Raw genomic sequence first — 26,312 nt, 5'->3', positions numbered from 1 at the left:
TTTAGCTTTTCTTCCTTATTTTTGCAACGAAAAATCCACTTGTATTATGCCTATCTGGATAGAACCTTCTCGCCTTGCTGAGCTCCTCACTAAGCTCTATCCCAAATGGTGCCGTTAAGGCAGGTTCGCCATGTCTAAGAGGGAGAAGCTCAATGTCAAAGTTGTCCAGAGCCCACTGAATAACAAATTCATTCTCTTCCGGCTCTAAAGAACAGGTGGAATAAACCAAAATGCCCCCTTCCTTGAGATTCTCCAAAGCAACTCTTACCATTTGCATTTGGAGATTCTGACAGAATTTTACATCTTCTAGCGTTCTGTTCGCCTTTCTCTCTGGATTTTTGTGAATTGTTCCTGAACCCGTGCAGGGAGCATCAAGGAGAATTTTATCAAACTTAATTCCCAATTCTCCCATATAAAGGGAGCTTTTGTGGAAGAGAATTGTGTTTGTAACTCCAAGCCGAGAGAGATTTAGCCTTGTTTCCTTGAGCCTCTCCTCTCCAACATCGAATGCATATATAATTCCTTCATTTTTCATGAGCTGGGCGAGGTAGGAGGTTTTACCACCCGGAGCAGCTGCCATATCCGCAACAACTTCTCCCGGTTTTGGGTCTAAGGCTATTGGAGGATACATAGAAGACGCCTCTTGGATATAAAGCAGACCACCAAGATATTCCGGAGTAGAAGTTATGGAAAAAGGCTCCCTTGTTAGGCAGAAGCCTTCTTTTGCCCAGGGAACACGCTTAAATTGAAAACCCTTCTTGTTCAGCATTTTGGTAAGTCTCGGAACCTCAATACGAAGGGTATTGACTCTAAAACATCTAGGCAGGGGTTTTTCCATGGCTTCAGCTATTTTTAAAGCCCTCTCACCCCATAATTCAAAATATCTCTCCGCAAACTCCTTTGAATATCCAAGGCTGAAAAGTCTCTCTATCATGGAGAAAAATTTAGAAGAGGGATTTATTAGATTTTCCCTACCGCTCAAAGGGGTTTTCTTTTATGCTTTCGTTAACAAACCGCACTATGTGCCTTACATCCTGCTCTATTGTCTCTATCTCTGGCTTCATGAAAACATAAAGTACGTTTGTCTTTGGAGTCAGTGAAATGTGCTTAACGTTTTCGACTTTTGAAAATCCTTGGAGAAATTCCTTCAGCATTTCAACGTCTCGTCTCTTTTCAAAAAGAGCTTCATACTGCTTTCCATTTACCTCTACTATTTCCCTCTGCAAAAGTTCTTCATCCTCAATCTTCGGCTTAAAGCGATAGTAGCCTTTTTGTATTAAATGAGCCTCACGCCTGATTGCTGCATAGGGCTTTACCACAAAGTATATCTTGTCATGTCTGTTTATCAGCTTCGAGATAGGGAAATATAAAATGCTCTGCCTTGGCAAAAGGGTTAATGTGTATTCAAACTTGTCAATATTGCCTTCATTTACTTTATAAAACGCCCTGAATCCAACGTATCCACCTATCCACACGTAGTCCTTGTCCTTGGGCTTTACAACTCTCTCTATAGTTCTTAGGTAGTAGTCCATTATAGTCAAATTGAGCTTCCTTCCCTTGTAAAACTGCAAAGTGGCGATGGCACCCAATGCCATTATCAAAAGCAACAATTCCGGTGTAACCTTCATGATTAAACCTCCTCTATTGGGTAATACCTTTGAAACGTCATGTCATCGATTATCTCAAAGTTTACTTTTCCCTCTAAAACCTTTACTATATCCTTAACTATCCTTGCATGAACTGCCCAATTAACCGCCATCTCAAACGGATGCCTAGGTGTTCTTCTCGCCAATCCAAGGAAGATTATTATTTTGTTGTCTTCTTTCCTTATCAGACTCACAATTCCCAGACTAACTATATCCTCCCCGCTTATAGGTTCCTTCACCTTCCTGAGCTCCTCATAAATTTCCTCAATCTCCAACTATTAACCCTCCAACTTTCTCAAGCCAGTTTAACCCTCTCGGCTCTTCTTCAAACATGGGTACTGTAACGATATCTATTCCCCTGAATTTTTCTCCTATTTCTCCAAGCACTTTTCTTTGAGCCTCCATCTTCACCCTTATCCTTGGAACTTCTTCCTCAAGCTCAATGACTTTGTTGACAACAACCAGATTAAAGGGAATTTTGAACTTTCTTAAAGCCTCGTAAGCCCTCTCCGTCTCATACAACGGTAGCATTTCGGGATTCATCACCGCTATAACACTGGTCTTTTTTGGATTTGTAACAACATTTCGAACAAAACTTATCTCAGCTTTATATTGCTTAAGCTCCTTCATCACGGGATCTTCTTCCTCCCTACTTGGAAGCTTATACTCTTCACCTTCAATCACGAACTTCCTCTCTCCCTGTATGTTCTCAATTGCCCTCCTCTTTTCTAAAATCTTTTTTCTTATCTCTATGAGCTTCTCTGTCCAGATGAGAGCAATTTCAGGAAGGGCTAACACCCTCAAAGTTAATCCAGTTGGAGGTGTATCAAATACTATGACATCCCATTCATTCCCTTTTTGCAGTATCTCTCTGATAGCCTCAAGGGTAGCGTATTCTTCTATACCCGGAGAAAAACTGAGCACCTCAAAATACTTCTCAAGGTTTATGACGGTAAGATACCTATACATATGCTTTAAATTCTCCTCAAGATGCTTTAAATAGGCTTTAATGAGCTTTTCCATGTCGAGTTCCATTGCATAAAGGTTCTCAGCTATTTCCTTCGGCTTGTCGTTTAGCTTTACCTCAAACACATCACCCAAGTTGTGGGCCGGGTCTATTGAGACTATCAGAGTTTTGTATCCTTTTTTTGCAAGGGCAAGCGATACTGCAGCTGAGCTGGTTGTTTTTCCAACCCCTCCCTTTCCAATGAAGAATAAGACCCTGAATCCTTCTTTTGGAATCAAATAGTCTCTCATCGTTATCACCTCACGTTATTTCAAACATTGCAGCGATTTCACCAAATATATCGTCCATTTCTCCCGCTCTTCTCTGCATTACGTAGATTTCCCTCACCATATGGGGCATTAACCTCATGACAAGTGTCGTCGGCGGGGAAGGGATGCCTACAAACGATCCCATGAGCACAAGTGCAAACACATTTTCAAGCTCCCTTTCCTCAAACTCAAGATATTCTGTAGAGCGTGCCTTAAATGCACTAAAAAATCCCCTAAAAAATGCCTTTAGATTTTCAAACATTTAACCACCCCGTTTTCATCGTTAATGGATTAAGGGATTTCTCCTGCATAACATACATCTCCCTGATCATGTGAGGAAGAAGCCTATAGCTAAGATCCACAGGAGGGTTTGGAAGCCCAATATAGCTTCCCAGAATGAGAAGGGCAAAAATATTCTCAAGTTCTTCTTCCTCCCACTGCAGCCCTCTAAGATAATAAAGCCTAAATCCCTTGTTGAATTCCCATAAAACCCGAATAGGCATAGAGATCCAGTAAAAGGCCCTTTTTAAGAAAGTTTTCATCAAATCACCTCAACAAAATTAAAATAATGTTAAAAAAGGAAAAAACTTTCACGCTGGAGCCGCCTCGTATTCTTCGGCTGGTCTCTTCCAGGCAAGGTAGAAGTCATACGCTAGGAGGAAGTTAAGCACTAGACCTACTAGAAGTGAACCCTTCACAGCTATTAAGGTGCTTCCTTTGAGTGGAACTACTGCTATGTACCATATAAGACCTGCCGTAACTGTTATCCATAAGAAGAGTGCTGGAATTAAGACGGCATAGCTCCAGCTTCCTGCTTTTTGTATCTTGTAAGCCCATAGAGCGGCTGTCATCATTGCAATTGAAGCTAATAGCTGGTTCATACCGGCAAATGCTGGCCAAAGCACCTTGTATCCAGCACCCCATGCCATCCAAGTTCCAAGTACCGCGATTACTATCGAAGCAACCCACTTGTTTGTGATGGTCTTCCATATTCCTTGGCTTGTATCGGTTACCATTCCAAAGACTTCTTGCCATGCAAACCTTCCAAGCCTTGTGGCAGTGTCAAGAGAGGTCAATGTGAACGCTGAAACCCAAAGGGTCGCAAATGTCTTTCCAAGTGTGACGTCTATTCCGTACATGTCGGCAAGTCCTTGAGCATAACCTCCGATGAAAGTGCCAAGTCCACCCTTGGCTATGTATTGGGTTCCCCATTCTACTGCATTTGCGCTTAGTCCGGTGAGCTTAACACCGTAAACAGCTATAGCTGTAATGACTATCGTTGAAAGGAATCCCTCAGTGAACATTCCACCGTAGCCAACGAGTAATCCATGAATCTCTTTGTCAAGCTGCTTCGATGATGTTCCAGAACCAACTATGGAGTGGAAACCGCTCAAAGCACCACATGCAATGACCAATGGAACCGTAGGCCAGAACGGTGATGGCTGTCCACCGACAACGTTCGCTGAGAACATTGTAAATCCTGGAGCTTCAAATGGCTTTGCAAGGGCTATGAATGCTATACCTCCGATTAGGAGTCCGAACCAGAGGATATAAGCGTTTAAGTAATCTCTGGGCTGGAGGAGCACCCATACCGGCAGTGAAGATGCCACAATGATGTAAATCATCAATATAATGTTCCAGTAGTGGTATGCTTGAGTGTAAGCAGCACTTGTTGCGTCTGTCTGTCCTGGGACGAGAATTAATGGGTTCTTAAAGCCAATCCATACTGCAACAACAAGGAGTATTAAGCCTATAACCGTCGCAACATAGAAGTTCACGTTCATCTTGTACATCATCCATCCTAGAATGATTGCCACTAGGAGGAACAACAGTGTTGCTGTTGCGGCTTGTGGAGTCAAGACCAACAGTCTTGCTGTAACAGCTACAAACGCTGCAACCACTAAGAGCAGGGCAAACCATATGTAAACTTCAAATGCGATTCCAGTTCTCTTGCTCATTATCTTTCCAGCAATCCACTGTATTGACTTACCATCGTATCTCACTGAAGCCATCAAAGCTAAGTAATCGTGCACTGCTCCAATGAAGACGTTTCCAAACCATACCCAAAGCAACGATGGTATCCATCCCCACGCCATTGCCACAGCTGGACCAACTATTGGCCCTGCTCCAGCAATACTTGCGAAGTGGTGCCCATAAAGAACTACTGGGTGTGCTGGAACGTAGTCGACACCGTCATAAAGCTTGTGTGCTGGTGTTGGCCTGTTTGGGTCTGCTTTGACAACTTTGCTTTGTAGGCTCTTTCCATAAGTAAAATACATGGCCACATATATAATTGCGGCCGCCAGTATAATAACTGCCGAGTTCATTTAAAGCACCTCCCAATGGAAATTCATCATGATTTTATAGTCATGTAATATATATGTCTTTCGGAAATTTGGGCATTTTTATGAACAAATTTTGATAAGTGTACCAAAAATTAGCAAAAACACTCAAATTCCCCACTGTTTAAAGTAAAAACTAAAAAATGGAGAGTAATTTAAGTGAGTTCTATTAGTGGTTGGCCGGTGTCGACGGTGTCTCCTTCCTTAACAAGAATTCTCTTCACAACACCATCCCTAGGCGAAGGAATCTCATTCTCCATCTTCATAGCCTCTAAAATAAGCAACCCCTGACCAACCCTAACCTGATCACCCTCCCTAACCAAAACCCTAAGAATCTTACCAGGCATAGGCGCAGAAACCACATTCTCACCAACGGCTGCTGGAGCTGAAGGAACCCCAACCGAAGCAGAAGGAGCCGATACCGGAGCAGAAGCTGTTGCTGGAGCTGGTGCTGAAGGAGCCTGAGCAAGAGTAGGAGCTTCAGAAGGGACATAAGCCGAAATAAACAACCCCTCAAGATTTACCCCTTCAACTCCAACTTCATATTCTCTTCCACCCACATAGACCTTTATCACTTTACCCTTGGGCTTCTCTTCTACTGGCTTGAGCTTCCCTTGCTTTCTAAGTTCAAAGAACTCCAAAGCTACCTGTGGGAAGAGGCAGTAAGTCACCACATCTTCTTCCTTCTCAAGGTAACCCTTTTCCTCAAGTTCTTTTCTCGCTTTCTCAAGCATCGGTTCAAGTAAATCGGCAGGTCTAACAGTTATCGGCTCTTCATCTCCAAGGATAAGCTTCTTAATTTCCTCTTTTATTGGAGCAGGGGGTCTGCCGTAGAGACCTTTTACGTAGTTCTTTGTTTCCTCGGTTATCATCTTATACCTTCCAAACAGAACGTTGAACACTGCCTGAGTGCCAACTATCTGAGAAGTTGGCGTTACTAAAGGTGGATAGCCGAGTTCCTCCCTAACTCTCGGTACTTCCTCTAGAACTTCATCAAGCTTATCGAGAGCCTTCATTTCTCTGAGCTGGGAGATAAGGTTTGAATACATACCGCCGGGAATTTGGTGAATTAGAACGTTTGGATCTCCATGGAGAGCCCTCTTGTTCATTAGGTGCTCATATTTTTCTTCAAGAATCCTCCGCAGATACTTAGAGATTTCAAAAATCAGCTTCATATCAACTTTAGGCTTGTCTTCGCTTTTTAAAGAGTAATAGATGCTCTGAATTGCAGGCTGAGCTGTACCATTCGCTAAAGGATAAATTGCCGTGTCTATAAAATCTGCTCCAGCCTCAACTGCTTTTAAGTAGGTTGCTGAGGCTAGACCGCTTGTTGCGTGAGTGTGAACATTGACCTTTACCCCATAGCGGTCTTTGATCTCCTTCACAAGTTCATAGGCCATTTGGGGATCCAAAAGAGCAGCCATATCCTTGATTGTGATATAATCAACATCCAGCTCAATTAGCTCATCAACTTTCTGGAGGTAATACTCTAAAGTGAATATCTTCCCGGTAGTGTAACTTATTGCTCCTTGAACTTCAGCCCCCACTTCCTTGGCCTTTTTGATTGCGGTTTTCATATTCCTAACGTCATTTAAGGCATCAAAGACCCTAAAGATGTCAATTCCATTTTTGTAAGCAAGTTCAACGAATTTTTCCACTACATCATCTGGATAATGCCTGTAGCCAACAACGTTTTGTCCTCTAAGCAGCATTTGAAGTTTTGTTCTCTTTATGTGCTCCCTTAAAAGCTTTAATCTCTCCCAAGGGTCTTCTCTTAGGAACCTTAGAGCTGCATCAAAAGTTGCTCCGCCCCATACTTCCATAGAGTAAAAGCCGACTTTGTCCATTTTTTCGGCTATTGGAAGCATATCCCTTGTTGATAGTCTTGTAGCAATAAGTGACTGGTGAGCATCCCTAAATGTGGTATCAATTATCTCAACCATTCCCACCACCCAATAGATGTTTAGAAAGGGGGTTTAAAAATCACACTGGACAAATTTGAATAAAAAAGGCAAGAAAAGTCAAATTAACCCTTCAGCCTTTGCGGCCTCTTCTGGATCTTCATTTCTGTGGATTACCCTCAACAGTGCTCTAATCATCGGCTCCGGATTTTCTCTCTGAAATATATTTCTTCCAACAACTGCTCCGCTTCCTCCAGCTTCAATAACTTCCCAGACGAGCTTTAAGAAATCCAGAGGATTATCTGTCTTCGCTCCACCACTTAAGAGAACCGGAACGCCTGAAGCGGCGTCAACAACTTTGGCAAATGTTTCCCTTGACCCAGTCCAGTAAGTTTTAATCATATCTGCTCCCATCTCTGCAGCAGCCCTTGCTCCATACATAACAACTCTATAGTCCTCTTTCTTGCCGTATTTTTCATTAATGTATGGTCCCCTAGGATAGGCAAACTGCACAACGGGGTAACCTAAATCGTGAGCGTAGCTTGCTATCTCCGCAAACTGTCTCATCATTGCTCCCTCATATGGACTTCCCCAGTAAACCGTTGCTGCTACGGCATCGGCTCCAAGTTTAATCGCATCTTCAACAAACCCGAGCTGATCTTGCATAAGCCACTCTTCCTTTGGTCTGAGCTCTGTTTTGCTGGTAAGTTTTACCATCAAACCGACATCCTTACCAACAAGCTCTTCTCCAGATATTCTCGCTATTCCTGGGAGCATCATTACTCCATCTATCCCAGCTCTGACAACTTTTCGAATTATGATTTTTGGATTGATGTGTTCCCAGTTTTCTTCAAAATCAGTTGGCCCATGTTCAAATCCATGATCCATTGCAAAAATCAAAGCCCTCCCATCCCTTCTAAAAAACCTCCTAAGTCTCCTCCTAATCCCAATGTTGTTGTATGCTTCCATACTATTCACCTCTGGTGATACATAGGGAAGAGGAAATTTAAACCTATCGTTAACTAAATAATCCCGCATGTCAAAATATATTATGGTGAAACAAATGCTCGGCCTTAACACTAAAAACATTGGAAAGAAAGTGATATACTTTCAGGAAATAGATTCAACCAACGAATATGCTAAGAGAATAGCCCTTGATGAAGAGGAAGGAACCATAATAGTGGCTGATACTCAAAAAAGTGGCTATGGTAGGAAGTTTAGGATGTGGGCATCTCCCAGGGGCGGGCTGTGGATGAGTGTGATATTAAAACCAAAAACTACCCCTGATCATATAGTTAAAATAGTTTTTCTTGGAGCAATAGCCGTTGTTGAAACCCTAGAAAGATTTGGAATAGATGCTAGGATAAAATGGCCCAATGATGTCCTTGTAAATGAAAAAAAGATATGTGGTATCTTAGCAGAGGGGAGTTTTTCAGAAAGGGAGGTTTACTACATAGTACTAGGCATTGGGCTAAACGTCAATAACCCAATTCCGGAAGAACTCTTAAGCACCTCAACATCAATAAGTAATGTTCTAGGAGTGCAAATTCCCACAGAGGAGATATTTAAAACCATTGTAGACCGGTTGGAGTACTGGTACGAGGAGTTTCTACGTGGGAATGACGAGAAAATACTGCAAAAGTGGAGAGAGAAAGCACTTCTAAACAGAGATGTCAAAGTAATAAGAGAAGAGGGCGAGATTAGGGGGAAAGCTTTAGACATTGATGATCTTGGCGCGTTAATCTTGGAGCTTGAGGACGGAAGAAAAGAAAAAATTCTTTATGGGGATGTCTCATTAAGGTTCGAATAACCCCCTATATTTTGTATTTTTTTGGAAAAAGTTATATACTACAAAGTACAAAATTCTCCCGCCATAGACTGCTATATAACACCAATGTTCGGAGGTGAGCCCAATGGGGCTCCTAAAAAGCTATCTTGAATACCCAATTTTGAGAAAAATATTTATCGGACTGATTTTAGGTGCAGTGTACGGGTTGATAGTAGGAGCCATTGGACACCCAGGAGCAGCAACTGCAATAAAACCTCTCGGAGACCTCTTTGTTAGGCTCTTAAAGATGTTAGTGATGCCAATAGTTCTAGCTTCACTGGTCGTCGGTGCAGCAAGCATAAGTCCAGCAAGACTCGGAAGAGTGGGTGTAAAGATAGTGGTCTACTACTTGGTAACATCAGCCTTTGCAGTGTTCATAGGACTTATAATGGCCAACCTCTTCAAGCCCGGCCTTGGACTACAACTCGGAGCAGGAGAAGGAAAGGCAATACAGGCACAGGCACCTTCTCTTGTGCAGACCCTCCTAAACATCGTGCCCACAAATCCCTTTGCATCCCTTGCAAGTGGTGCAGTCTTACCAACGATATTCTTCGCCATTGTCTTGGGAATAGCCCTTAGCTATCTCATGAACAGCGAAAATGAGAGAATTAAAAATTCAGCAACAACACTCTACAATGCTTTTGATGGATTAGCGGAAGCGATGTACAAGATCGTTAGAGGAGTTATGCAGTACGCCCCAATAGGTGTATTCGCCTTAATAGCCTACATCATGGCAACCCAAGGGGTAAAAGTCGTCGGACCTCTGGCAAAAGTTACAGTAGCAGTATACCTAGGCTTGACAATTCAGATAGTGGTTGTCTATGGACTCCTCCTTAAGATATTCGGCTTAGACTTAGTCAAGTTCCTCAGCAAGGCTAAGGACGCTATGGTAACAGCATTCGTCACAAGAAGCTCAAGCGGTACCTTACCGGTAACAATGCGTGTTGCAGAAGAGAACATGGGCGTGCCGAGAAGTATTTATTCATTTACCCTCCCACTAGGTGCTACAATTAACATGGACGGAACTGCTCTATACCAAGGTGTTTGTGCAATGTTCATTGCCTACGCAATTGGACAGCCCTTACCATTTAGCCAGCAGTTAGTGATAGTAATCACGGCAGTTCTGGCTTCAATTGGAACCGCTGGTGTGCCTGGAGCTGGAGCAATAATGCTCGCAATGGTCTTGGAGAGCGTCGGACTGCACCTAGAGCCAGGAACTCCCGTTGCCTTGGCTTACGCAATGATACTCGGAATTGATGCTATCCTCGACATGGGCAGAACAATGGTTAACGTTACCGGTGACCTAGCAGGAACAACAATAGTCGCAAAAACTGAGGGAGAACTTGACGAGAGTAAGTGGTGATTTCCTCTTCTTTTTCAATTTATGAGGGATAGAGTTAAATACTCCACCACCATTTGGTTTTTAGAAAAAGAAATTGGGGGATAAAAATGAAAAAGTTAGGAAGTTTTTTAATAATTCTCCTTCTAGGCCTTTCTTTTGTCCAAGCAGAGACTGTGGATTACTATAAAGAAGAATTTACGCTCAAAGTTAAGGTGCTTCAAAACGGGGATGCTCAAATAACTGTAATGACTTCTATCCTAGGGCCTAAGGACAAGATACAAGAAGAGATCGCAAGTATATTAAACCAAACAAACATGAGTGAAGAAGAAGCAATAGCAAAGTTCGAAAAAGAGCAGCTGGACAACTACATTGCCAGTTTAGCAAATGCAGGAATAAGGACTAAAAACCAAACGTTCAAACTGGTTAGCATTAAGGAGGACAACTTCACGGTAGTTTTTACAGCGTATGCAGAGAAGTTTGCCAAGTACTATTCATATGATGACTACTGGGAAATAGTAGTGGATCCAACTAGAGGATATGGAACAATGCCAGTTCCAGACACTGGACTGCCTCAAAAAATAGAACTCCATAACTTATTTATTATAGAGCTTCCGGAAGGAGCAGAGCTGGTTGAATACCCCCAAGCATACACAAAGGAATTTGGACAAAGCAAATTCTACGTAAGGTCAAAAGTTAAAGGGAATAAAATTATCGTAAGCTCCGATATTTACTTGGAAGAAAACCTATCTCCAGACGGATTCAGGGCGCTCTTCGGGGACTACAATGCGTTTTATATTCATTACACAGCCCCCTACAAAGGGGAGGAAACGTATCAACCTGTAAAAACTGAGCAGTATATAAAAGCAGAGATTTCAAAGGATGGAACTACCAACCTTCTTGTAAGGGAAACATACCTTGAGCCAAAGGAGCAAATAGAACTCATGAAGCTTCAAATAAACCTTATGGGAGCCGAGAATGTTACCAACATGATCCTCCAAAACTACCTCCAAGGAATGGCAGCTCAAGGAATAACCGTGGAGGATGCAAATGCAAGCATATTGGGCTTGGATAAAGAGGGACCCTTGACAATAGAAGCCAACTATGTCTTGAAGAACTTCACTAAGTTAGTAAACGGAACCTACGAATATTCCTTTGATCCAACACTTCTGAATCCCTCACAGCTGGGCTACAGAGCCCAAAACGAGATAAATCAGAGCCTAAGAATTGAATTTATTCTTCCACCAGAAGCGGAAATTGTTGAAGTTCCAGAGAATATAAGCAAGGAAGTCAAGGGGAACAGATACACTCTCTTAACAAAAATAGAAGGAAACAAAATTTTGATAACAGCAAACGTTTTCGTCAGATACGGTGCCCCCTTTGAGGACATACAGTCCCTTTTAGGGAACGTTACAAGGGCGTACATCAAGTATAGGCTACCATCAGAAGAAAACAAAATAAACTTAACAACCCCTCAGATAGCCGGAATAGCAGGAGCGGCAGTTTTAATAGGCATTGCCCTTTTCATGTTAAAGAAGAGGTAGCATTAGGTTTTTAATTTCTCTTTAATATTCTTTGATTAGGTGGTATAAATGACGAGAAAACTTTATTATGAGGATGCATACTTGAAGGAAGCCAAGGCAAAGATAGTCCAGATAAAGGAGAATGCCTTGCTTTTAGACCAGACCATATTTTACCCCACTGGAGGGGGGCAACCCCACGATACGGGAACTATAAACGGAGTTAGAGTTCTAGATGTCTACAAAGATGAAGATGGAAATATCTGGCATGTCGTTGAAGATGCGAGTGCCTTCAGCATTGGGGATGAAGTAGAATTAAAACTCGATTGGGAAAGGCGCTATAAGCTCATGAGAATACACACAGCGTTGCACCTCTTAGACCATGTATTTAATGAAGTTCTTGGAAAAGGAAACTGGCAGCTACATGGAAGCGGCATGAGTTCAGAGAAGGGTAGATACGATGTAAGATATCCCGAAAACCTTAACCAATACAAAGAAAAGATAATCGAGCTTTTTAACCGCTACGTTGATGAAGGAGGCGAAGTCAAAATCTGGTGGGAAGGAGAGAAAAGGTTAACCCAAATCAGGGACTTTGAAATCCTGCCTTGTGGAGGAACACATGTAAAAGATATTAGAGAAATCGGCCACATAAAGAAGCTTAAACGCTCAAGTATAGGAAAAGGAGTTCAGAGAATAGAGATATGGCTCGAGGATTAAAACCATATCAATTAGAAAGATTTAAAAGTTCTGCAGAATTCATCTACTAACGCGCGGGGGTTGCCGAGCCTGGCCAAAGGCGCGGGATTCAGGGTCCCGTCCCGTAGGGGTTCCGGGGTTCAAATCCCCGCCCCCGCACCATTCTGTTCAAATTTTAAAAAAGAAAAAAGGATCATCTGGTTATCTGCACTTCTTTCATAAGCTCCAGCGGTTCTGGATGCTTCTCAAAGTATTCCCTAATAGGTTTGAGGAGTTCTATTAGGTAGTCTGCAACGGCATTCTTCAAATCGAGGGGATGTACCTTGCCCTCAGCAAAATCCTTCTTGAGTTCCTCGAATGTTGTATACGTCACATCTCCACCAAACTTTGCTGGCCTGTGAATTGTGAATTCCGTTGGCTCTTCCCTAAAGATTATATGTTCAGCCCAGTCAAGCACTGGGTTGTAGTTAACCTCCTTTGCTGGACAGAAAGCCTTTCTAAGCTTTTGCTTTATCTCTTCTGGACTGTCATGGATGAAGACAGCTGAATAGGGCTTGCTCTTGCTCATTTTCATTGCTGCCTTGATCTCTTTGAATTCCTCTTCGCTTTCAATTGGCCATTTTGGAGGCTCTTGGAGACCTAAGAGGAGGTGGTGGTGAACAGCAACGGGTTTTACCTTTTCCCCTTCCCAAACGAGGGGATGGTATCTCAACTTTGGAGCAACCTCAATAGCAATGACGTGGGCTTTTCTTTGATCCATTCCAGCATGTGCTATATTGACTCCTTGGTAAAAGATATCTGCAACCTGCATGGCTGGATAGATGAGCTTCGCAAAATCAATTGCTTCTCCCATCTGTCTTCCCATAATCGTTATAGATCGCATCATTCTTGCCAGGGTGACGTTTTTTGAAATATCAATAACAGTCCTCCAGTAATCGCCTTTCTCTAGAATCTCACTAGCCAGAACGAATTCTACTTTATCTGGATCCCCGCCCATGACTTTAATGCTTTGCTTCATGCCCTCCTTAAAATAAGTTAGGGCAACTTTCTGTATAACCTCAAGATCCCCACCGAGCTTATCGTTAATCCAGCTGTGCCAGTCCGCAAGGAATATCCTCGTTTTTATCCCCGCTTTTTGGAAGTCGGCTATTTTTGCACCAGCCATTAATCCAGTGCCAAGATGAATGTAACCGCTTATTTCAAATCCAATGTAATGTTGCAAGGGCATTCCAATTTCCAGCAAATGTCTAAGATTCTCAAGTGTCAGCACTTCCTCAGTAGGTTTTTTCGTTATCAAGCTTATTTTCTCTTCAATATCCATTTACACCACCTACCTTCACCTACGAAATGACTCTTTTAAGCATTTCTTTGAAACACGCACCACAGTCAAAAATCTTATAACTTTCAAGTTTTATAAAATACTTTGGTGAACGCCATGAGGAAGCTTTCAATACTAATCTCAGTTTTTGTGTTGTTTGGTCTTTTTGGTATGGCTTTTGCTAGTGCAGCAACAGTTGCGGTAGATTTAGCCCACGGAGAAAACGAGAAGTACCTCGCAGAGGACGTCCTTGAATACGGAACCAACAAAACTCTCGCCCACGGAATTGTAAAAACTATTACTGATGTCGAATGGGGCTACTTCGGCGATCCAATGGCCGCAGATACTCTAGGCATTAAGCACCTGGGAGAAAAGATAACCGCCGATGCCCTTGCAAACGTTGACATGCTTATCCTCGGCCAACCAACAAGCCCATTCCAACCAGATGAAATCCAAGCCATTGCAGAGTGGTTTAAGCAAGGTGGAAAAGTTCTTTGGGTTGCCGCCGATAGTGACTATGGTAGCGGTCCCCAAGCCCAAGACATCGCAAACTCCGTTCTTGAACAACTCGGTGTTGGACACTTAAGAATTGATCTCTGTTCTGTTGAAGACCCAACAAGCAACGCCGGAGCATCTTATAGAGTTGTTGGTCTCGTGCAGCCAGATGACAACACCCCAGACAAAGAAAAGCTCACACAAAACTTCCAACATGGAGGAAAAGTCCTCTACCACGGCCCGGCAGTAGTTGCATGGGTTGATGATAATGGAAACTGGCAAAAACTCGTTGATGGAAACATTCCAGAGAACGTTTATAGGATTGTAAAGACTTCACAAGACGGTACTATTGTGGAGAACAACGACCCACCGGCAAATGCCTATACAGCTGGAGAAACTGGAGTATTCCCACTCTTGGCAGTTGAGATAATTAAATTCGACAATGGAAAGCAAAGCGTTCTCATAGTAAGCGGTGAAAGCCCATACGGTGACTACACCCCAACATGGGAGGCAAAGTACCACGGTGTTGACTTAGATGGCCCAGCGTTCGTCACAAACATTATCCACTGGTCATTAGAACAAGCAGCAAAAACAGAAACCCAAACCGGTGGCGGTGGAGGAGGAGTTTGCGGCCCAGCAGCTTTAGTAGGCCTAATCCTAATCCCACTGGTCTTTAGAAGAAAGAAGTAGTCTTGTATCTTTCCCTTCTTTTAAACTTTTAACATTTTTATGACAAAATTTAAAAATAGGCACCTGAACTTCAAAAGGGGTGAGCATTGATGAAAAAATTTGCGAGCCTTTCGGTTTTGTTCATCGTGTTGTTCAGTGTAGTTGCCGCAGGATGTATCGGAGGAGAAACCAAAACAGGAACACAGACAGAAGGAAAAGGAATAACCCTTGTCGTTTTAACGAGACATGACGTGACAATACAAGTGATGGCAAAGAAGATGTTCCTCCAAAGCGACATAGCAAAACAATACAATATTAAGGATATAAAGTTCATAAAGGCTCCTGAGTCATTATGGCCAACTTACATAGAAAAAGGAGCCGATATTGGATGGGGAGGAGGCCCAACACTCTTTGACGATCTTTTCAAGAACAATTACCTTGCTCCTATAGATGATCAAAAAGTTCTGGGGCTTATTGGCACCCAGATTCAAGAAACAATTGCTGGAATGCCCATGGTAAGAAAAGGAAATGATGGGAAAATATACTGGATTGCAGCTGCTTTATCTTCATTTGGATTTACCGTGAATCATGACGTTCTTAAGAGATGGAACCTTCCTGTTCCCCAGAGATGGGAAGAAATAGCAAGCGAGACCTTTGCAATGGATCCACCCCAAGTGGGAATTGCCGATCCTACAAGAAGTACTTCAAACACAAGGATTTACCAGATAATTCTTCAGGCTTTTGGATGGGACGAGGGATGGAAGATTCTCACACTAATTGCTGCAAATTCAAAGATCTATGATGCCAGTGACGCCGTTAGAGAAGCCGTAATTGCCGGAGACATAGCCGTTGGAAACACAATTGACTTTTATGGATACACCGCAATGAAGCTGAATCCAGCTTGTGAATACATCATTCCAAAGGGACAGAGTATTATAAACGGTGATCCTATAGCCCTTCTTGTAAACTCCCAAAACAAAGAAGCTGCACAGGCATTTATCTATTGGGTTCTAACAGAGGGACAGAAGATATGGCTTGATGAGGAGATAAACAGACTGCCAGTCAATCCAAGTGTCTTTGATACTCCTGAAGGACAAAAGAGACCCGACCTAAAGAAGGCCTATGAGAGTGCCTTAAAGACACAGGGAATAGAATTCGATGACAATGAAGCCCTAGCAACGGTGAACTCAATGCAACTCTACTTCAAAGCTACATTAGTCGATGCAAACCAAGAACTCCACAGAGCATGGGTTTCATTAGTAAAAGCCTACAAGGAAGGGAAGATAAGTGAGGACAAGTACAAAGAGCTGAAAGCTAAGCTCCTTGAGCCTGTAAAGTTCAAAGATCCAGATACTGGAGAAACTGTAACCTTAACAGAAGAATATGCAAAGAAGATCAACGACAGGCTTGCAAAGGATTCTTCATTTAGAGACACCCTAATGCAAGAATGGAGAGACGCTGCAAGAGAAAAATACCAAAGTGTCCTCGCGGAGGTGCAAGGATGAAGGTTAGCAAATGGAGTGAAAGACTGTTTGGGACTCCGTTGTTTGAGCCCCTTGTCGCTTTCTCTTACATTTTTCCCCTCTTGTATCTGATAGTGTTCTTGATAGTTCCCGTTTTGTCTATGCTGCTCATTGCCTTTACATATGATGGAAATATCTCCCTCCACTGGTTTAAGAGCATATTGATGGATTCTTACTATATCCAACTCCCTCCACAAGGAGAGTTCGCTCAAAAGTTAACAACCTCAACTGGTGAGAGCTTATATTTAATCAGGGGTTTGGATTTTGGAGTTGTGCTAAACTCTCTTGTTGTTGCCGCATTAGTAACGCTCTTTACGGCAATTTTGGGAACCGTCTTTGCCTTTGTAATGGCGAGATACAACTTCAAAGGGAAGAACTTCTTTAGGATTGCCCTCTTTATCCCATTGTTGGTAACTCCTTTTGTGAATGCTTATGTCATAAAGCAGATGTTTAGCGAATTTGGGCTCATAAACTACATCTTCCACGAAGTCCTCCACATCCTTCCGTTTAGAATTAAAATAGATGGTTTAGCCGGTGTAGTTTTAGCCCAATCTATGGCTTATTACCCAATCGTTTACTTGAATGCCTATGCGAGCTTTATCAACATAGATCCAACCCTTGAGGAGCAGGCAGAAAACCTTGGAAGCAGGGGATTTCACCTCTTCAGAACGGTAACATTCCCCCTCGCTCTCCCTGGAATTGCTGCAGGGGCAACCCTAGTCTTTATATTCAGCCTTGAAGACTTAGCAGCACCAATCGTCTTCCACGGAGACCCATTGGCCAAGAAACTTATGTCATACCAGATATTCAGCAAGTTCATCTATGGCCTCGGAGAAAGAAGCCCCGAAATAGCGGCTCTTTCAATAATAATGCTTACCCTAGCAATAATTGCTTTCCTCGGCATAAGAAAGTACGTAAGCTTGAGACAATATGCGATGCTAAGTAAAGGTGGAAGGTGGAAGCCGAGAATAAGCGATCCAAAACCATGGCAAGCTCTCTTAATATACTTGGTCCTCCTCCCAGCATTGTTAATTACAATCTTTCCGCAATTGGGTGTGATCATGCTTGCCTTTTCTGAGAGATGGACTACAACAGTCCTTCCACAAGGCTTTACAATTGACTATATCAAGGAGATGATATTGAACCCTGACGTCAGAAGGTTCATCGTAAACAGCCTTACATATTCCGGAGCTGCTGTAATCCTCATAGTGCTCCTTTCAATAACCTCTTCCTATGCCACAAGCAGATTCAAAGGTGTTCTAAGTCCTATACTGGAGAGTATAGTGATACTCCCGATTGCAGTACCGGGAATTGTAGTTGCAATGGGATACTTCTATTTCTTCTCAGCGGTAACTCCAGAGAATTCACCGCTAAATCCAACATCACTTTATGGATTTAATCCGGCGTTGGTGCTGATACTTGCTTACTCCATAAGAAGGCTCCCATTTGCAGCAAGATCTGTTTATGCGGGCCTGCAGCAAGTTCATGTATCCCTAGAGGAATCATCCATAAACCTCGGCGCTTCAAGATGGAAAACGATAACAGGAATTTTAATGCCGCTAATATCTTTGAACGTCTTTGGTGGGGCAATGCTGAGCTTTGTCTATTCAATGAGCGAAACAAGCGTTGGAATAACCCTCGGTTCAATAAACATGGCACAAGCTCCGATAACAGCATTCATGAAAGAAGTCTTGATGTCTGCAGCGGGTAGCATAAACATAGCAGCAGCATTGGGAGTCTTGCTTATAGTGGTTCAGATAACCGCGATTGTGGTGGTTAATGTTATCACAAAGCAAAGGTACTCATTCATTGGATTAACATGAGGTGAGAATATGGTTGAAGTCAAGCTTGAGGGCATAGTGAAAACTTTCGGTGAAACCGTTGCCCTGAAAGGTATCGATCTTCACATAAAACACGGAGAACTGTTCACATTACTCGGGCCTAGTGGGTGTGGAAAATCGACCACATTGAGGATAATCGCCGGCTTAGATTTCCCCGACGAAGGACATCTGTACTTCGACGATGAAGAGGTAACTTACAAAAGCTCAAGTGAAAGGGGAGCCGTCCTAGTTTTCCAAAACTACGCATTATGGCCCCACATGACAGTTTACGACAACATTGCTTACGGACTCAAAATAAGAAAGCTCCCCAAACAAGAAATCGAAAAAAGAGTAAAGTGGGCCCTTGAATTAGTTAAACTCCAAGGATATGAAGATAGATACCCCACACAGCTCAGTGGTGGTCAGCAGCAGAGAGTTGCGATAGCAAGAGCCCTAGTAGTAGAGCCAAAGCTACTTCTGCTTGACGAGCCCCTCTCAAACCTAGATGCAAAACTTAGGCTGGAGATGAGATCGGAAATAAGAAGAATACAAAGGGAGCTTGGAATCACAGTTCTTTATGTCACTCACGACCAGGAAGAGGCAATGGCGATAAGCGATAGGATAGCCGTGATGAACATAGGACAGATAGAACAAGTGGGCACACCAAAGGAAATCTACGAAGAGCCAAAAACCGAGTTTGTCGCATCGTTTATGGGAAAAACCAATGTAATTCCAGCTGAAGTTGTGGAAAGAGAGGGAGATAAAGTAACGGTTGAATTTGAAAACTTCAGACTTGATGGGCTTACATACAAAGACAAAAACGATAAAGTTGTCATAGTGATAAGACCAGAGCGCATCAGCTTACATCCTATTGAAAATGCCGTGGCAATAACGGGCAAAGTTGACCTTATAGAGTACTACGGATTTTTCATTGAAGTCGTTGGACTGTTTGGAGAAAAGAGGATAATCGCCAGAACAATAAACGATAAAGACGTTGCCCATCTAAGACCCCAAGGGGAAGTGACCTTCTACATAGACAGAAACGATGTCCTTGTGCTTCCCAAACAAAGTCTCTAATTCTCTTTTTTCCTTTGGGGGTTGAGCAATGGAAATTTTAAAAGAGGGAAAGATCTACGAAGTCCTCCTTACAACGAAGTCAAATATAACCCCAGTAGGGATTACTAGAAAGGACAACAGATTGAATTTCAGGCTTTTTGAGGGTAAGAGCGCCAATGATATAAAAGAGCATCCTTATGGAGTCCTCCACATAACGTGGGACGTCGAGCTATTGGTAAAAGCCGCTCTTAACCTACCAGTTGAAGTAGAATTTGAAAATGCGAAATCGATCCCTATCAAGAAGATAAAGGGCCTTCCCAGTATAGAAGGGAGAATAGAATTCGTTGAAAGGGAAATAGAGGACGAATTGGGAAAAGCACGTGTTTTAGAGTGTTCACTGGTTCCAACATATGAAGATATACACCCATTATTCTTCCCTCCTCTCAGCCGGGCTGACTTCTACTTGCTGGAGATGGCTATACACCTCACAAGATTGTATGTGGCAACTAGATCATTAAACGTAAAGGAAGCTCAAAAGCTCTATTCCAAGATTTGGGAAGGCTATAGGCTTTACAAAAAGCTTGGAGGGGAGAGTGAACTCGCAGAGAAGATTATGGGGTTTGCAGTTGCAACGTTAAGATGGAACCCTTGAGAAGAGCGGCAACTTTTTTAACGTTTGAGTTCTCTACTATTTTGGTGATACCATGAGGCGAACACTTGCATTTTTGCTGGCGTTTCTGACTTTGTCCTTGATTAATGTAAACTCAGCAAGTGCAGAAGCACTCCCGGGAGATGTCCTAAAGATGCCAATGCCCGGAGCTCCTGCTATAACACTTCCAGGAGAGACAATAGAAATACAGCCTCAAGAAGGCGTTGATATTACAGAGCTTACAATTGTTTCAGTTATGAACGGCCCATATAAGCTTGAAATTTTAGAAAAAGGAAATATAATAAAAGCCAAAATACCCGAAAATGTCGTTCCAGATGTTTACTTCCTTCAAGTTAAGTCGAACAAAGGAGAGGTAGTTATACCCAATGGTGTATGGGTTCTTAAAGAATATCCGAAGGTGCTTAGAATAGCACACGTAAGCGATACCCACGTTACCAGCGGGACTAAGTTCGGTTACGTATGCGGAGAATACTTCCAAAGGGATATTAAGAAAATACAAGAACTTTGTGATGGAGGTCTGATCGTTCCACTCCACAGCTACGTTGCCACAGACAGTGCATACACCTACTGGAGCATGGACAACAGAGTTGATGTTATAATAAACACGGGAGACGTTGTTGATACCGCGGGAGATAGCAAAGGATACAAAATGCTCTTTGACATAATTTCTAGGGCAGCCGCAACTGGAAGACCAACGATAATAGTCAAAGGAAACCACGATGATCCACCAAATTATTATCCCAAGCTAATAGGCCCAACAGACTATTACCTCACCATAGGAAAGTTCCTCATTATAGCCCTAGACTCCCACGGAGACGAAGCCCATCCTTATATGAACCAGCTCGAATGGATGGAGAAAGTCCTTGAGGAACACCCAGACAAGATCCCAATAGTGATTGTCCATCACCCATACTGGTACTCCGCTCCCCAAGGGTGGATTGGAGGAAGAATTGAAGGATTCACTGCATTTGACGACAAAGATTGGGCAAACCTAACTCAGTATGTGAGCTACTACTGGATCGGTGGGCCAGAGAAAACAACGGAAGATATAGCAAGGAGATTCCTCCAAGATGTCGAGAAGTACAACATAAAGCTCGTGTTGAGCGGGCACATTCACCACGACAAGCTTCACATCTATGTAGATAAGAATGGCAATGAGCACTGGTTCGTAACATCAACATCAACAGGAGCACCAGACAAAGAGACAAACCCTCCAAGACCCAACAGGAGCCCAACATGGTATGGCTCAAAAATAGTTGAAATAGATGAAAACGGCAACGTTAGACTACCAGAGATTGAAGAGATGTTCGGAACACTTTTCAATGACTTCATCTCACTGCCAGTCCCGCAGGAGTTCATAACATTTAGGTGGACGACAGATTTTGGAAGTGCCGTCAAGTTCATAAACTTACTCGGAGAAGAGAGCGGAAAGTTTGCGATAGAAGTCCCAGAAGGAGCACAAGTTGATGCAAGTGTTACAAACGTCACTTACAAGCTTCTTGGAGAAAGAAAGATTGGAGATAAGACCTACGAACTGTTTGAAATAGTCGTTCCAGAAGGAGTATCACAGCTCGTAATAAGCAAAGGCAAGGACACAGAAAAACCTGAAATAAGCATTCCATACTTGACTCCTTCAAAACCAATGAAAGGAAAGCCATTTAAGGTTTACATAAGTGCCAAAGACAACCTTGGAATTAGAGACATCTACGTGGAAATAGAAGCCAACGGAAAAGTCACAAAATATCCAGCAGTGCAGTCAAGCGGGGGGCAAGCAGACTACTTTATGGCAGAAATTCCAGGGGTTGATGCAGATGAATACACCATAAGAGCAGTAGCTGTGGACTTCTATGGAAACAAAGCAACATTCGAAAAGACGATAGGAGGAGCACAAACTACAAGCAAAACAACATCTCCAACAGAGAGCAAATCAACATGTGGGCCTGCAGCACTTTTAGCATTCTCTCTGATCCCGCTTGCCCTACTTAGGAGAAGGAAATGATTGCTCTCTTTTTTATTATTTTCATTGATCCCATATAGAAGAGTTTTTAAACCCACTTGCCTTCCCCATTCTAGGTGATGCCCTTTGAAATTTAAGGGGAAAGCTTTTGGCAATTTAGTTAGAATCGAATTTGAGATACTCAGCCTTAGCGAGCTTAAGATTGAAGACTTAAAAGATTTTGACATAGAGAACCTAAAAATTGAGCTTAAACCAACTTCTTCTGGGATAAAGATAGTCGGAATATGGGAAGGTGAGGTAGAAAAAGCTGGTGAGGGCATAAAGAAAGCCCTCGAAGAGAGTTATAAATTGAGAGATAAGATACTAAACAGGATGAAGGCAAAGATTGAGAGAATAAGGGGAGTTATGAAAAAGCTTGGGTTTACTGAAGAGGTTTTAGGTTATGGAAACCTTATCAAGTTCACAAAAAGAATTGGTGATTACGAAATAGCAGTTGTTGCTTCATCCAAAGATGACCTTATTAGAGTGGAAGTTTACGGAAATGACAAGAAGGTAATAGGGCCAGAGATCGAGAACTTCTTTGAAGACGTAGACGTAGAGGAGCTCGAGGTTTACGGGTTAGATGAGGAAGCACAAGAAGAGAGACTCGTAATAAACCTTGAACTGCCAGAGGAAGAAGTACCAGAAACAAAAATAGTAGAGGCAATAAAATTAATTGAAAGCCTCTTGATGACCTGATTATTTATATTTTGCCTCTAATTGGATTTTCTTTATCTTTGCCATCAAACCTTTCTTGGGCAACGTGTCTTCCTCCAAAATCTTGCCACTTCTCAGATCTATCTTTGCATAGTAAATCGACTTATCGCCTACTAGTTTTATCACTGCATATCCCTTTTCCTTGTAAACAACTATCCTTTCCGTATTGAGGTTCTTTTCATTGAACTTTTCCAGTATATACCTCTTGTAGCTCTCCTCAATCACTATCTCAGTCAGGAAAACGTCGCTCTTTAGTATTTCCCCAGAACTTCTACCTATCAGAAGCTCTCCCACTCTTTCTTCTCCGACAAATTTAACTTTCCAGTTCTCATTAAGTTTTATCTCCTTTATGGTTGCAGGTATTCCTTTCTCTTCCAAGAATTTCTCCGCTATCTCCCTTACCACCTCAATTTTCAGCTGTCTATCTAATTCGTTCAAAATTTTTCCATCTTTGCTAAGGGATATTCTTAGAATAGATTTGTCATTCTCAAGCTCAGCCTTGTAAACTTCATTCTCTTTCTCCAGCTTCTTTATTTCCCATCCCTTATATTTTTGGAGGATTATCTCTCTGGCTTTCTGAGGACTTATCTCAACGAAATAATCTATTATGTCTCCCGTTTTTCCATCGGCATTTACCTTAATCTTCCCGTCAACACTCTCAAGGAGTAGCTCTAAATGGGTTGCATCGTAGAATTTGAAGTCAACAAGCTCAAGCCCCTTTATGTCAAAATTCTTTTCAATAAGGTTCTTGGCAGAATTTGCAATCTGATAAGGATGAAGGAGGTTTGCAATTACTTTATGCTCCCCATTTTCCAAGTTGAATTCAAGAACCACGACTCCTTTTGGAGTCATCACGTCTACTATTGCTCTATTTTCTTTTTCATCAAAGAATATCACTTCTCCATCAGGATACAGTTTGGCAATCTCAGAGAATATTGCCTCCCGTTTCATTTTTGACTTTCTTTTCATAATCCTACCACTGTAGACGTGCAAAGCAATCCCAAAAACAAACCGTTTAGTTTGTCCACTTATAATAGCTACGGAATCTTTTTCCTCTACAGAAATTTCTTCTGAGTTCTCTCCGAGAGATTTTTTGCACTCTTCTCTGGCTATTTCAATGAGCTTTTCCTTTGGAAGAGGGGTTATGTCTACTTTGATGTCATTCGTTTTAAGATCGACTTCAGCCTTGGCAGAATTTATGCCCACTTTGAGTGTCAATAGAGCTCTATTCGGGACATAAACCTTCCTTCTAGAACTTAGATAGATATTCGTTTGGGGAATCTCAAGTTCATCTGCAAGTTTTAATTTGAGAGCTATCACCGCCTCATTTTGAGAAATGGGGGATGTTATTTCAACTTCACTAGCTTTTATTGCAGACTCGCTTTCCAAGAGGGCTCTTGATACTTTTCTTTCCAATTCAACGTCTCTGCTTACAAAAGGGATTACTTCTTCCTTTGACAAAATTACTGCTTTGTCTTTTACCTCCTCTGTGTCTTTTTTAGCAGACCACAGAATTATATAGCCGGTAGAAAGCTCAACTACCAGCTCTTCTAGGAAAATGTCCTCTCGTTTGATTTTATACCGAGATTCCATAAGCGACATGACCATTTCAAGAACTTTATTGGGTGAAAACGAGTATAACAATGGTGCATCCAAACGTATAACCTTCAACATGCCCCTTCTTTTGGCCTCTTCTTCTTTCTCCATCCGTTCCCTTTTGAGCCTTTCAACTAACTCATGGGGTACTGGAATTTCCCTGTCATTTAATTCCTTAACGAGCCTCTCTCCATCCCAAGGGATTATTTTCCCCTTGTATTCTCTCCCCAGGAGCACTTTTGCATCTTTTGTGAATCCACTAACAGAAAGAAAAATCCCTCTATCTGCTTTAGCTTTTATGATGGCCTCTGCAAATTCTTCAACTTCCTTAGAAGATGCTAACCCTTTTGTTTTTACCTTTATTGCATACTTCTCAAGCCCAGATATTGGATCCTCACGTAAGGCTATGAAGTCGATTTTCCACTCTTCAGCTCTTATTCTCTCGGCTTCTTTAAACCCCAAGGATTCAATGAGTCGTTGAACGATACGAATTATATCCTCATCAGAGGCAGAGTTCAATATTTCCAACGTCCATCCCATAGTATCACGCTCACATAATAAAATAGGGATTTTTCATATAAATTAGTTTTGCATAATACGCCTATCACCATTGGTGTTTAAAATAATCTTTTAACCATTTCTCATTTACATTCTTTCAGGTGAGAAAATGTTTAAGCTGACAGAATTTAACTATCACGAGAAAACAGTCTTTTTTAGGGCGGATTTAAATTCACCCGTCAAAAATGGAAAGATAATCAGTGATGCCCGATTTAGGGCTGTTTTACCCACCGTAAGGTACCTACTCGAACACAACGCAAAGGTTGTTGTTGGAACTCATCAGAGCAAGCCCTATGAAGAAGACTACCTAACCACGGAACAGCATGCCGAAATACTAAGCTCCCTGCTCGGTATCGAAGTAAAATATGTGGAAGATGTCTTCGGAAAATGTGCAAGGGAAGCGATAGCCTCTTTAAAACCCGGTGAAATACTTATGTTGGAGAACCTCAGATTTGCGGCAGAGGAAACCAAACAAGCACCCATAGAAAAGTGTGAGAATACGTATTTCGTTAGGAAGCTTAGCCCCCTGATAGATTACGTAGTTACAGACGCATTCGCCGCAGCTCATCGATCACAGCCCTCTTTAGTTGGTTTTGCAAGGTTAAAACCAATGATACCCGGATTTTTAATGGAGAGAGAACTAAAAGCATTGAATAAGGCATATGAAAGCGAGGAAAAACCCAAAATCTATGTATTAGGTGGAGCAAAAGTTGAGGACTCACTTAGAGTTGCAGAGAATGTTTTGAGGAACGGAAAAGCCGACTTGATTTTAACAGGCGGTTTGGTCAGCCAAATCTTCACTCTGGCAAAGGGGTTCGATCTTGGGGATGCGAACATAAGCTTTCTTGAGAAAAGAGGATTAATAAAACTCATAGATTGGGCGGAAAAGATATTGAATGAATTTTATCCTTACGTAAGAACTCCAATAGACTTTGCAGTTGAATACAAAGGTGAGAGAGTCGAAGTAGATTTGTTGAGCGATAAAAAATGGATTTTTGACGAGAGACCGATCATGGACATAGGAAGTAGGACAATAGAAAAGTATCGAGAAATACTTCAGGAGGCTGCTATAATAGTTGCAAATGGTCCTATGGGAGTCTTTGAGATAGAAGAGTTTGCAAAGGGTACTGTGGAGGTCTTTAAGGCTATAGGAGAGAGTGAGGCATTCTCAGTTGTTGGTGGGGGACATTCAATAGCAAGCATATACAAGTACAACATAAAGGGAATCTCCCATATAAGCACGGGCGGTGGAGCAATGTTAGCCTTTTTTGCTGGAGAAAAACTTCCTCTTGTTGAGGCACTTAAAATAAGCTATGAAAAATTTAAAGATATAGGAAAAAGCTAAAA

23 protein-coding genes and 1 tRNA gene are annotated in these 26,312 nt (G+C 42.2%); 13 read left to right on the top strand and 11 right to left on the bottom strand.

From position 1 onward, the window contains the following. Position 1 precedes the first annotated feature (1 nt). The 9 genes from NF859_RS04250 to fba all read right to left on the bottom strand — a co-directional run bounded on the left by NF859_RS04250 (position 2) and on the right by fba (position 8,133). Complete coding sequence (locus NF859_RS04250) at positions 2–934, bottom strand: NOL1/NOP2/sun family putative RNA methylase (RefSeq protein WP_252743162.1); 933 nt, start codon at positions 932–934, stop codon at positions 2–4. Positions 935–971: 37 nt separating this feature from the next. Beyond that, complete coding sequence (locus NF859_RS04245) at positions 972–1,628, bottom strand: hypothetical protein (RefSeq protein ID WP_004069833.1); 657 nt, start codon at positions 1,626–1,628, stop codon at positions 972–974. Positions 1,629–1,630: 2 nt separating this feature from the next. Continuing rightward, on the bottom strand, positions 1,631–1,921 hold the full coding sequence (locus NF859_RS04240) for an iron-sulfur cluster assembly protein (protein WP_252743161.1): 291 nt from the start codon (positions 1,919–1,921) through the stop codon (positions 1,631–1,633). Beyond that, complete coding sequence (locus NF859_RS04235; protein WP_252743160.1) at positions 1,911–2,903, bottom strand: ArsA family ATPase; 993 nt, start codon at positions 2,901–2,903, stop codon at positions 1,911–1,913. Before NF859_RS04235 ends, NF859_RS04240 begins: the two co-directional genes overlap by 11 nt. A 10-nt stretch (positions 2,904–2,913) precedes the next feature. Then, complete coding sequence (locus tag NF859_RS04230) at positions 2,914–3,183, bottom strand: DUF7990 family protein (protein WP_004069831.1); 270 nt, start codon at positions 3,181–3,183, stop codon at positions 2,914–2,916. Continuing rightward, positions 3,176–3,463 (bottom strand): DUF7990 family protein, encoded by a 288-nt coding sequence (locus NF859_RS04225; RefSeq protein ID WP_252743159.1) that lies wholly within the window; start codon positions 3,461–3,463, stop codon positions 3,176–3,178. The genes NF859_RS04230 and NF859_RS04225 overlap by 8 nt, the downstream gene beginning before the upstream one ends. 48 nt (positions 3,464–3,511) lie before the next feature. Next, a complete protein-coding gene (locus tag NF859_RS04220; protein WP_252743158.1) occupies positions 3,512–5,248 on the bottom strand; it encodes a carbon starvation CstA family protein in 1,737 nt (578 codons plus the stop codon). A gap of 170 nt (positions 5,249–5,418) precedes the next feature. Further along, positions 5,419–7,206, bottom strand: a complete 1,788-nt coding sequence (gene oadA, locus NF859_RS04215) for a sodium-extruding oxaloacetate decarboxylase subunit alpha (RefSeq protein WP_252743157.1) — start codon at positions 7,204–7,206, stop codon at positions 5,419–5,421. A gap of 78 nt (positions 7,207–7,284) precedes the next feature. Then, the gene (gene fba, locus NF859_RS04210; protein ID WP_252743156.1) at positions 7,285–8,133 is read right to left on the bottom strand and encodes a class I fructose-bisphosphate aldolase; all 849 of its coding nucleotides are present in this window, start codon (positions 8,131–8,133) and stop codon (positions 7,285–7,287) included. 94 nt (positions 8,134–8,227) lie between these two features. Between fba and NF859_RS04205 the strand changes: the two genes are divergently transcribed. From NF859_RS04205 to NF859_RS04185, 5 genes are all read left to right on the top strand, one after another. Then, positions 8,228–8,974: a biotin--[acetyl-CoA-carboxylase] ligase gene (locus tag NF859_RS04205; RefSeq protein WP_252743155.1), complete on the top strand. Its 747-nt coding sequence runs from the start codon at positions 8,228–8,230 to the stop codon at positions 8,972–8,974. 103 nt (positions 8,975–9,077) lie between these two features. Next, the gene (locus tag NF859_RS04200; RefSeq protein ID WP_087035689.1) at positions 9,078–10,355 is read left to right on the top strand and encodes a dicarboxylate/amino acid:cation symporter; all 1,278 of its coding nucleotides are present in this window, start codon (positions 9,078–9,080) and stop codon (positions 10,353–10,355) included. An 86-nt stretch (positions 10,356–10,441) separates the two neighbouring features. After that, positions 10,442–11,875, top strand: a complete 1,434-nt coding sequence (locus tag NF859_RS04195; RefSeq protein ID WP_252743154.1) for an exodeoxyribonuclease VII small subunit — start codon at positions 10,442–10,444, stop codon at positions 11,873–11,875. Positions 11,876–11,923: 48 nt separating this feature from the next. After that, positions 11,924–12,568 (top strand): alanyl-tRNA editing protein, encoded by a 645-nt coding sequence (locus tag NF859_RS04190; RefSeq protein ID WP_252743153.1) that lies wholly within the window; start codon positions 11,924–11,926, stop codon positions 12,566–12,568. A 53-nt stretch (positions 12,569–12,621) separates the two neighbouring features. After that, positions 12,622–12,709, top strand: a tRNA-Leu gene (locus NF859_RS04185). Positions 12,710–12,740: 31 nt separating this feature from the next. Here the strand turns inward: NF859_RS04185 and NF859_RS04180 are convergent. Beyond that, a complete protein-coding gene (locus tag NF859_RS04180) occupies positions 12,741–13,868 on the bottom strand; it encodes a tyrosine--tRNA ligase (RefSeq protein WP_087035701.1) in 1,128 nt (375 codons plus the stop codon). 114 nt (positions 13,869–13,982) lie between these two features. Between NF859_RS04180 and NF859_RS04175 the strand changes: the two genes are divergently transcribed. The 7 genes from NF859_RS04175 (at position 13,983) to NF859_RS04145 (ending at position 22,793) form a co-directional block, all read left to right on the top strand. After that, a complete protein-coding gene (locus NF859_RS04175; protein WP_004069812.1) occupies positions 13,983–15,050 on the top strand; it encodes a CGP-CTERM sorting domain-containing protein in 1,068 nt (355 codons plus the stop codon). An 89-nt stretch (positions 15,051–15,139) separates the two neighbouring features. Further along, a complete protein-coding gene (locus NF859_RS04170) occupies positions 15,140–16,534 on the top strand; it encodes an ABC transporter substrate-binding protein (protein ID WP_252743152.1) in 1,395 nt (464 codons plus the stop codon). After that, the gene (locus NF859_RS04165; RefSeq protein ID WP_004069808.1) at positions 16,531–18,375 is read left to right on the top strand and encodes an ABC transporter permease; all 1,845 of its coding nucleotides are present in this window, start codon (positions 16,531–16,533) and stop codon (positions 18,373–18,375) included. The genes NF859_RS04170 and NF859_RS04165 overlap by 4 nt, the downstream gene beginning before the upstream one ends. Before the next feature lie 9 nt (positions 18,376–18,384). After that, a complete protein-coding gene (locus NF859_RS04160; protein WP_252743151.1) occupies positions 18,385–19,449 on the top strand; it encodes an ABC transporter ATP-binding protein in 1,065 nt (354 codons plus the stop codon). A 28-nt stretch (positions 19,450–19,477) separates the two neighbouring features. Beyond that, positions 19,478–20,080, top strand: coding sequence for a DUF447 domain-containing protein (locus tag NF859_RS04155; protein WP_252743150.1), 603 nt, complete (start codon positions 19,478–19,480; stop codon positions 20,078–20,080). 52 nt (positions 20,081–20,132) lie between these two features. Beyond that, positions 20,133–22,097 carry a metallophosphoesterase gene (locus tag NF859_RS04150; RefSeq protein ID WP_252743149.1) on the top strand — a complete coding sequence of 655 codons (1,965 nt, stop codon included), beginning with the start codon at positions 20,133–20,135 and terminating at the stop codon, positions 22,095–22,097. An 84-nt stretch (positions 22,098–22,181) separates the two neighbouring features. Continuing rightward, positions 22,182–22,793 carry a hypothetical protein gene (locus NF859_RS04145; RefSeq protein ID WP_252743148.1) on the top strand — a complete coding sequence of 204 codons (612 nt, stop codon included), beginning with the start codon at positions 22,182–22,184 and terminating at the stop codon, positions 22,791–22,793. Here NF859_RS04145 and NF859_RS04140 read toward each other — a convergent pair whose 3' ends face one another. Beyond that, positions 22,794–24,947, bottom strand: coding sequence for a restriction endonuclease (locus NF859_RS04140; protein ID WP_252743147.1), 2,154 nt, complete (start codon positions 24,945–24,947; stop codon positions 22,794–22,796). It abuts the gene before it with no gap. Between the two features lie 127 nt (positions 24,948–25,074). Here NF859_RS04140 and NF859_RS04135 point away from each other — a divergent pair, with 127 nt between their 5' ends. After that, positions 25,075–26,310 (top strand): phosphoglycerate kinase, encoded by a 1,236-nt coding sequence (locus NF859_RS04135; protein WP_252743146.1) that lies wholly within the window; start codon positions 25,075–25,077, stop codon positions 26,308–26,310. Positions 26,311–26,312 lie beyond the last annotated feature (2 nt).

Source organism: Thermococcus alcaliphilus (assembly GCF_024054535.1).
Lineage (GTDB): Archaea > Methanobacteriota_B > Thermococci > Thermococcales > Thermococcaceae > Thermococcus_A > Thermococcus_A alcaliphilus.
Note: the sequence above shows the minus strand (reverse complement) of the source record. Positions and strands in the feature narration are given on the sequence as shown.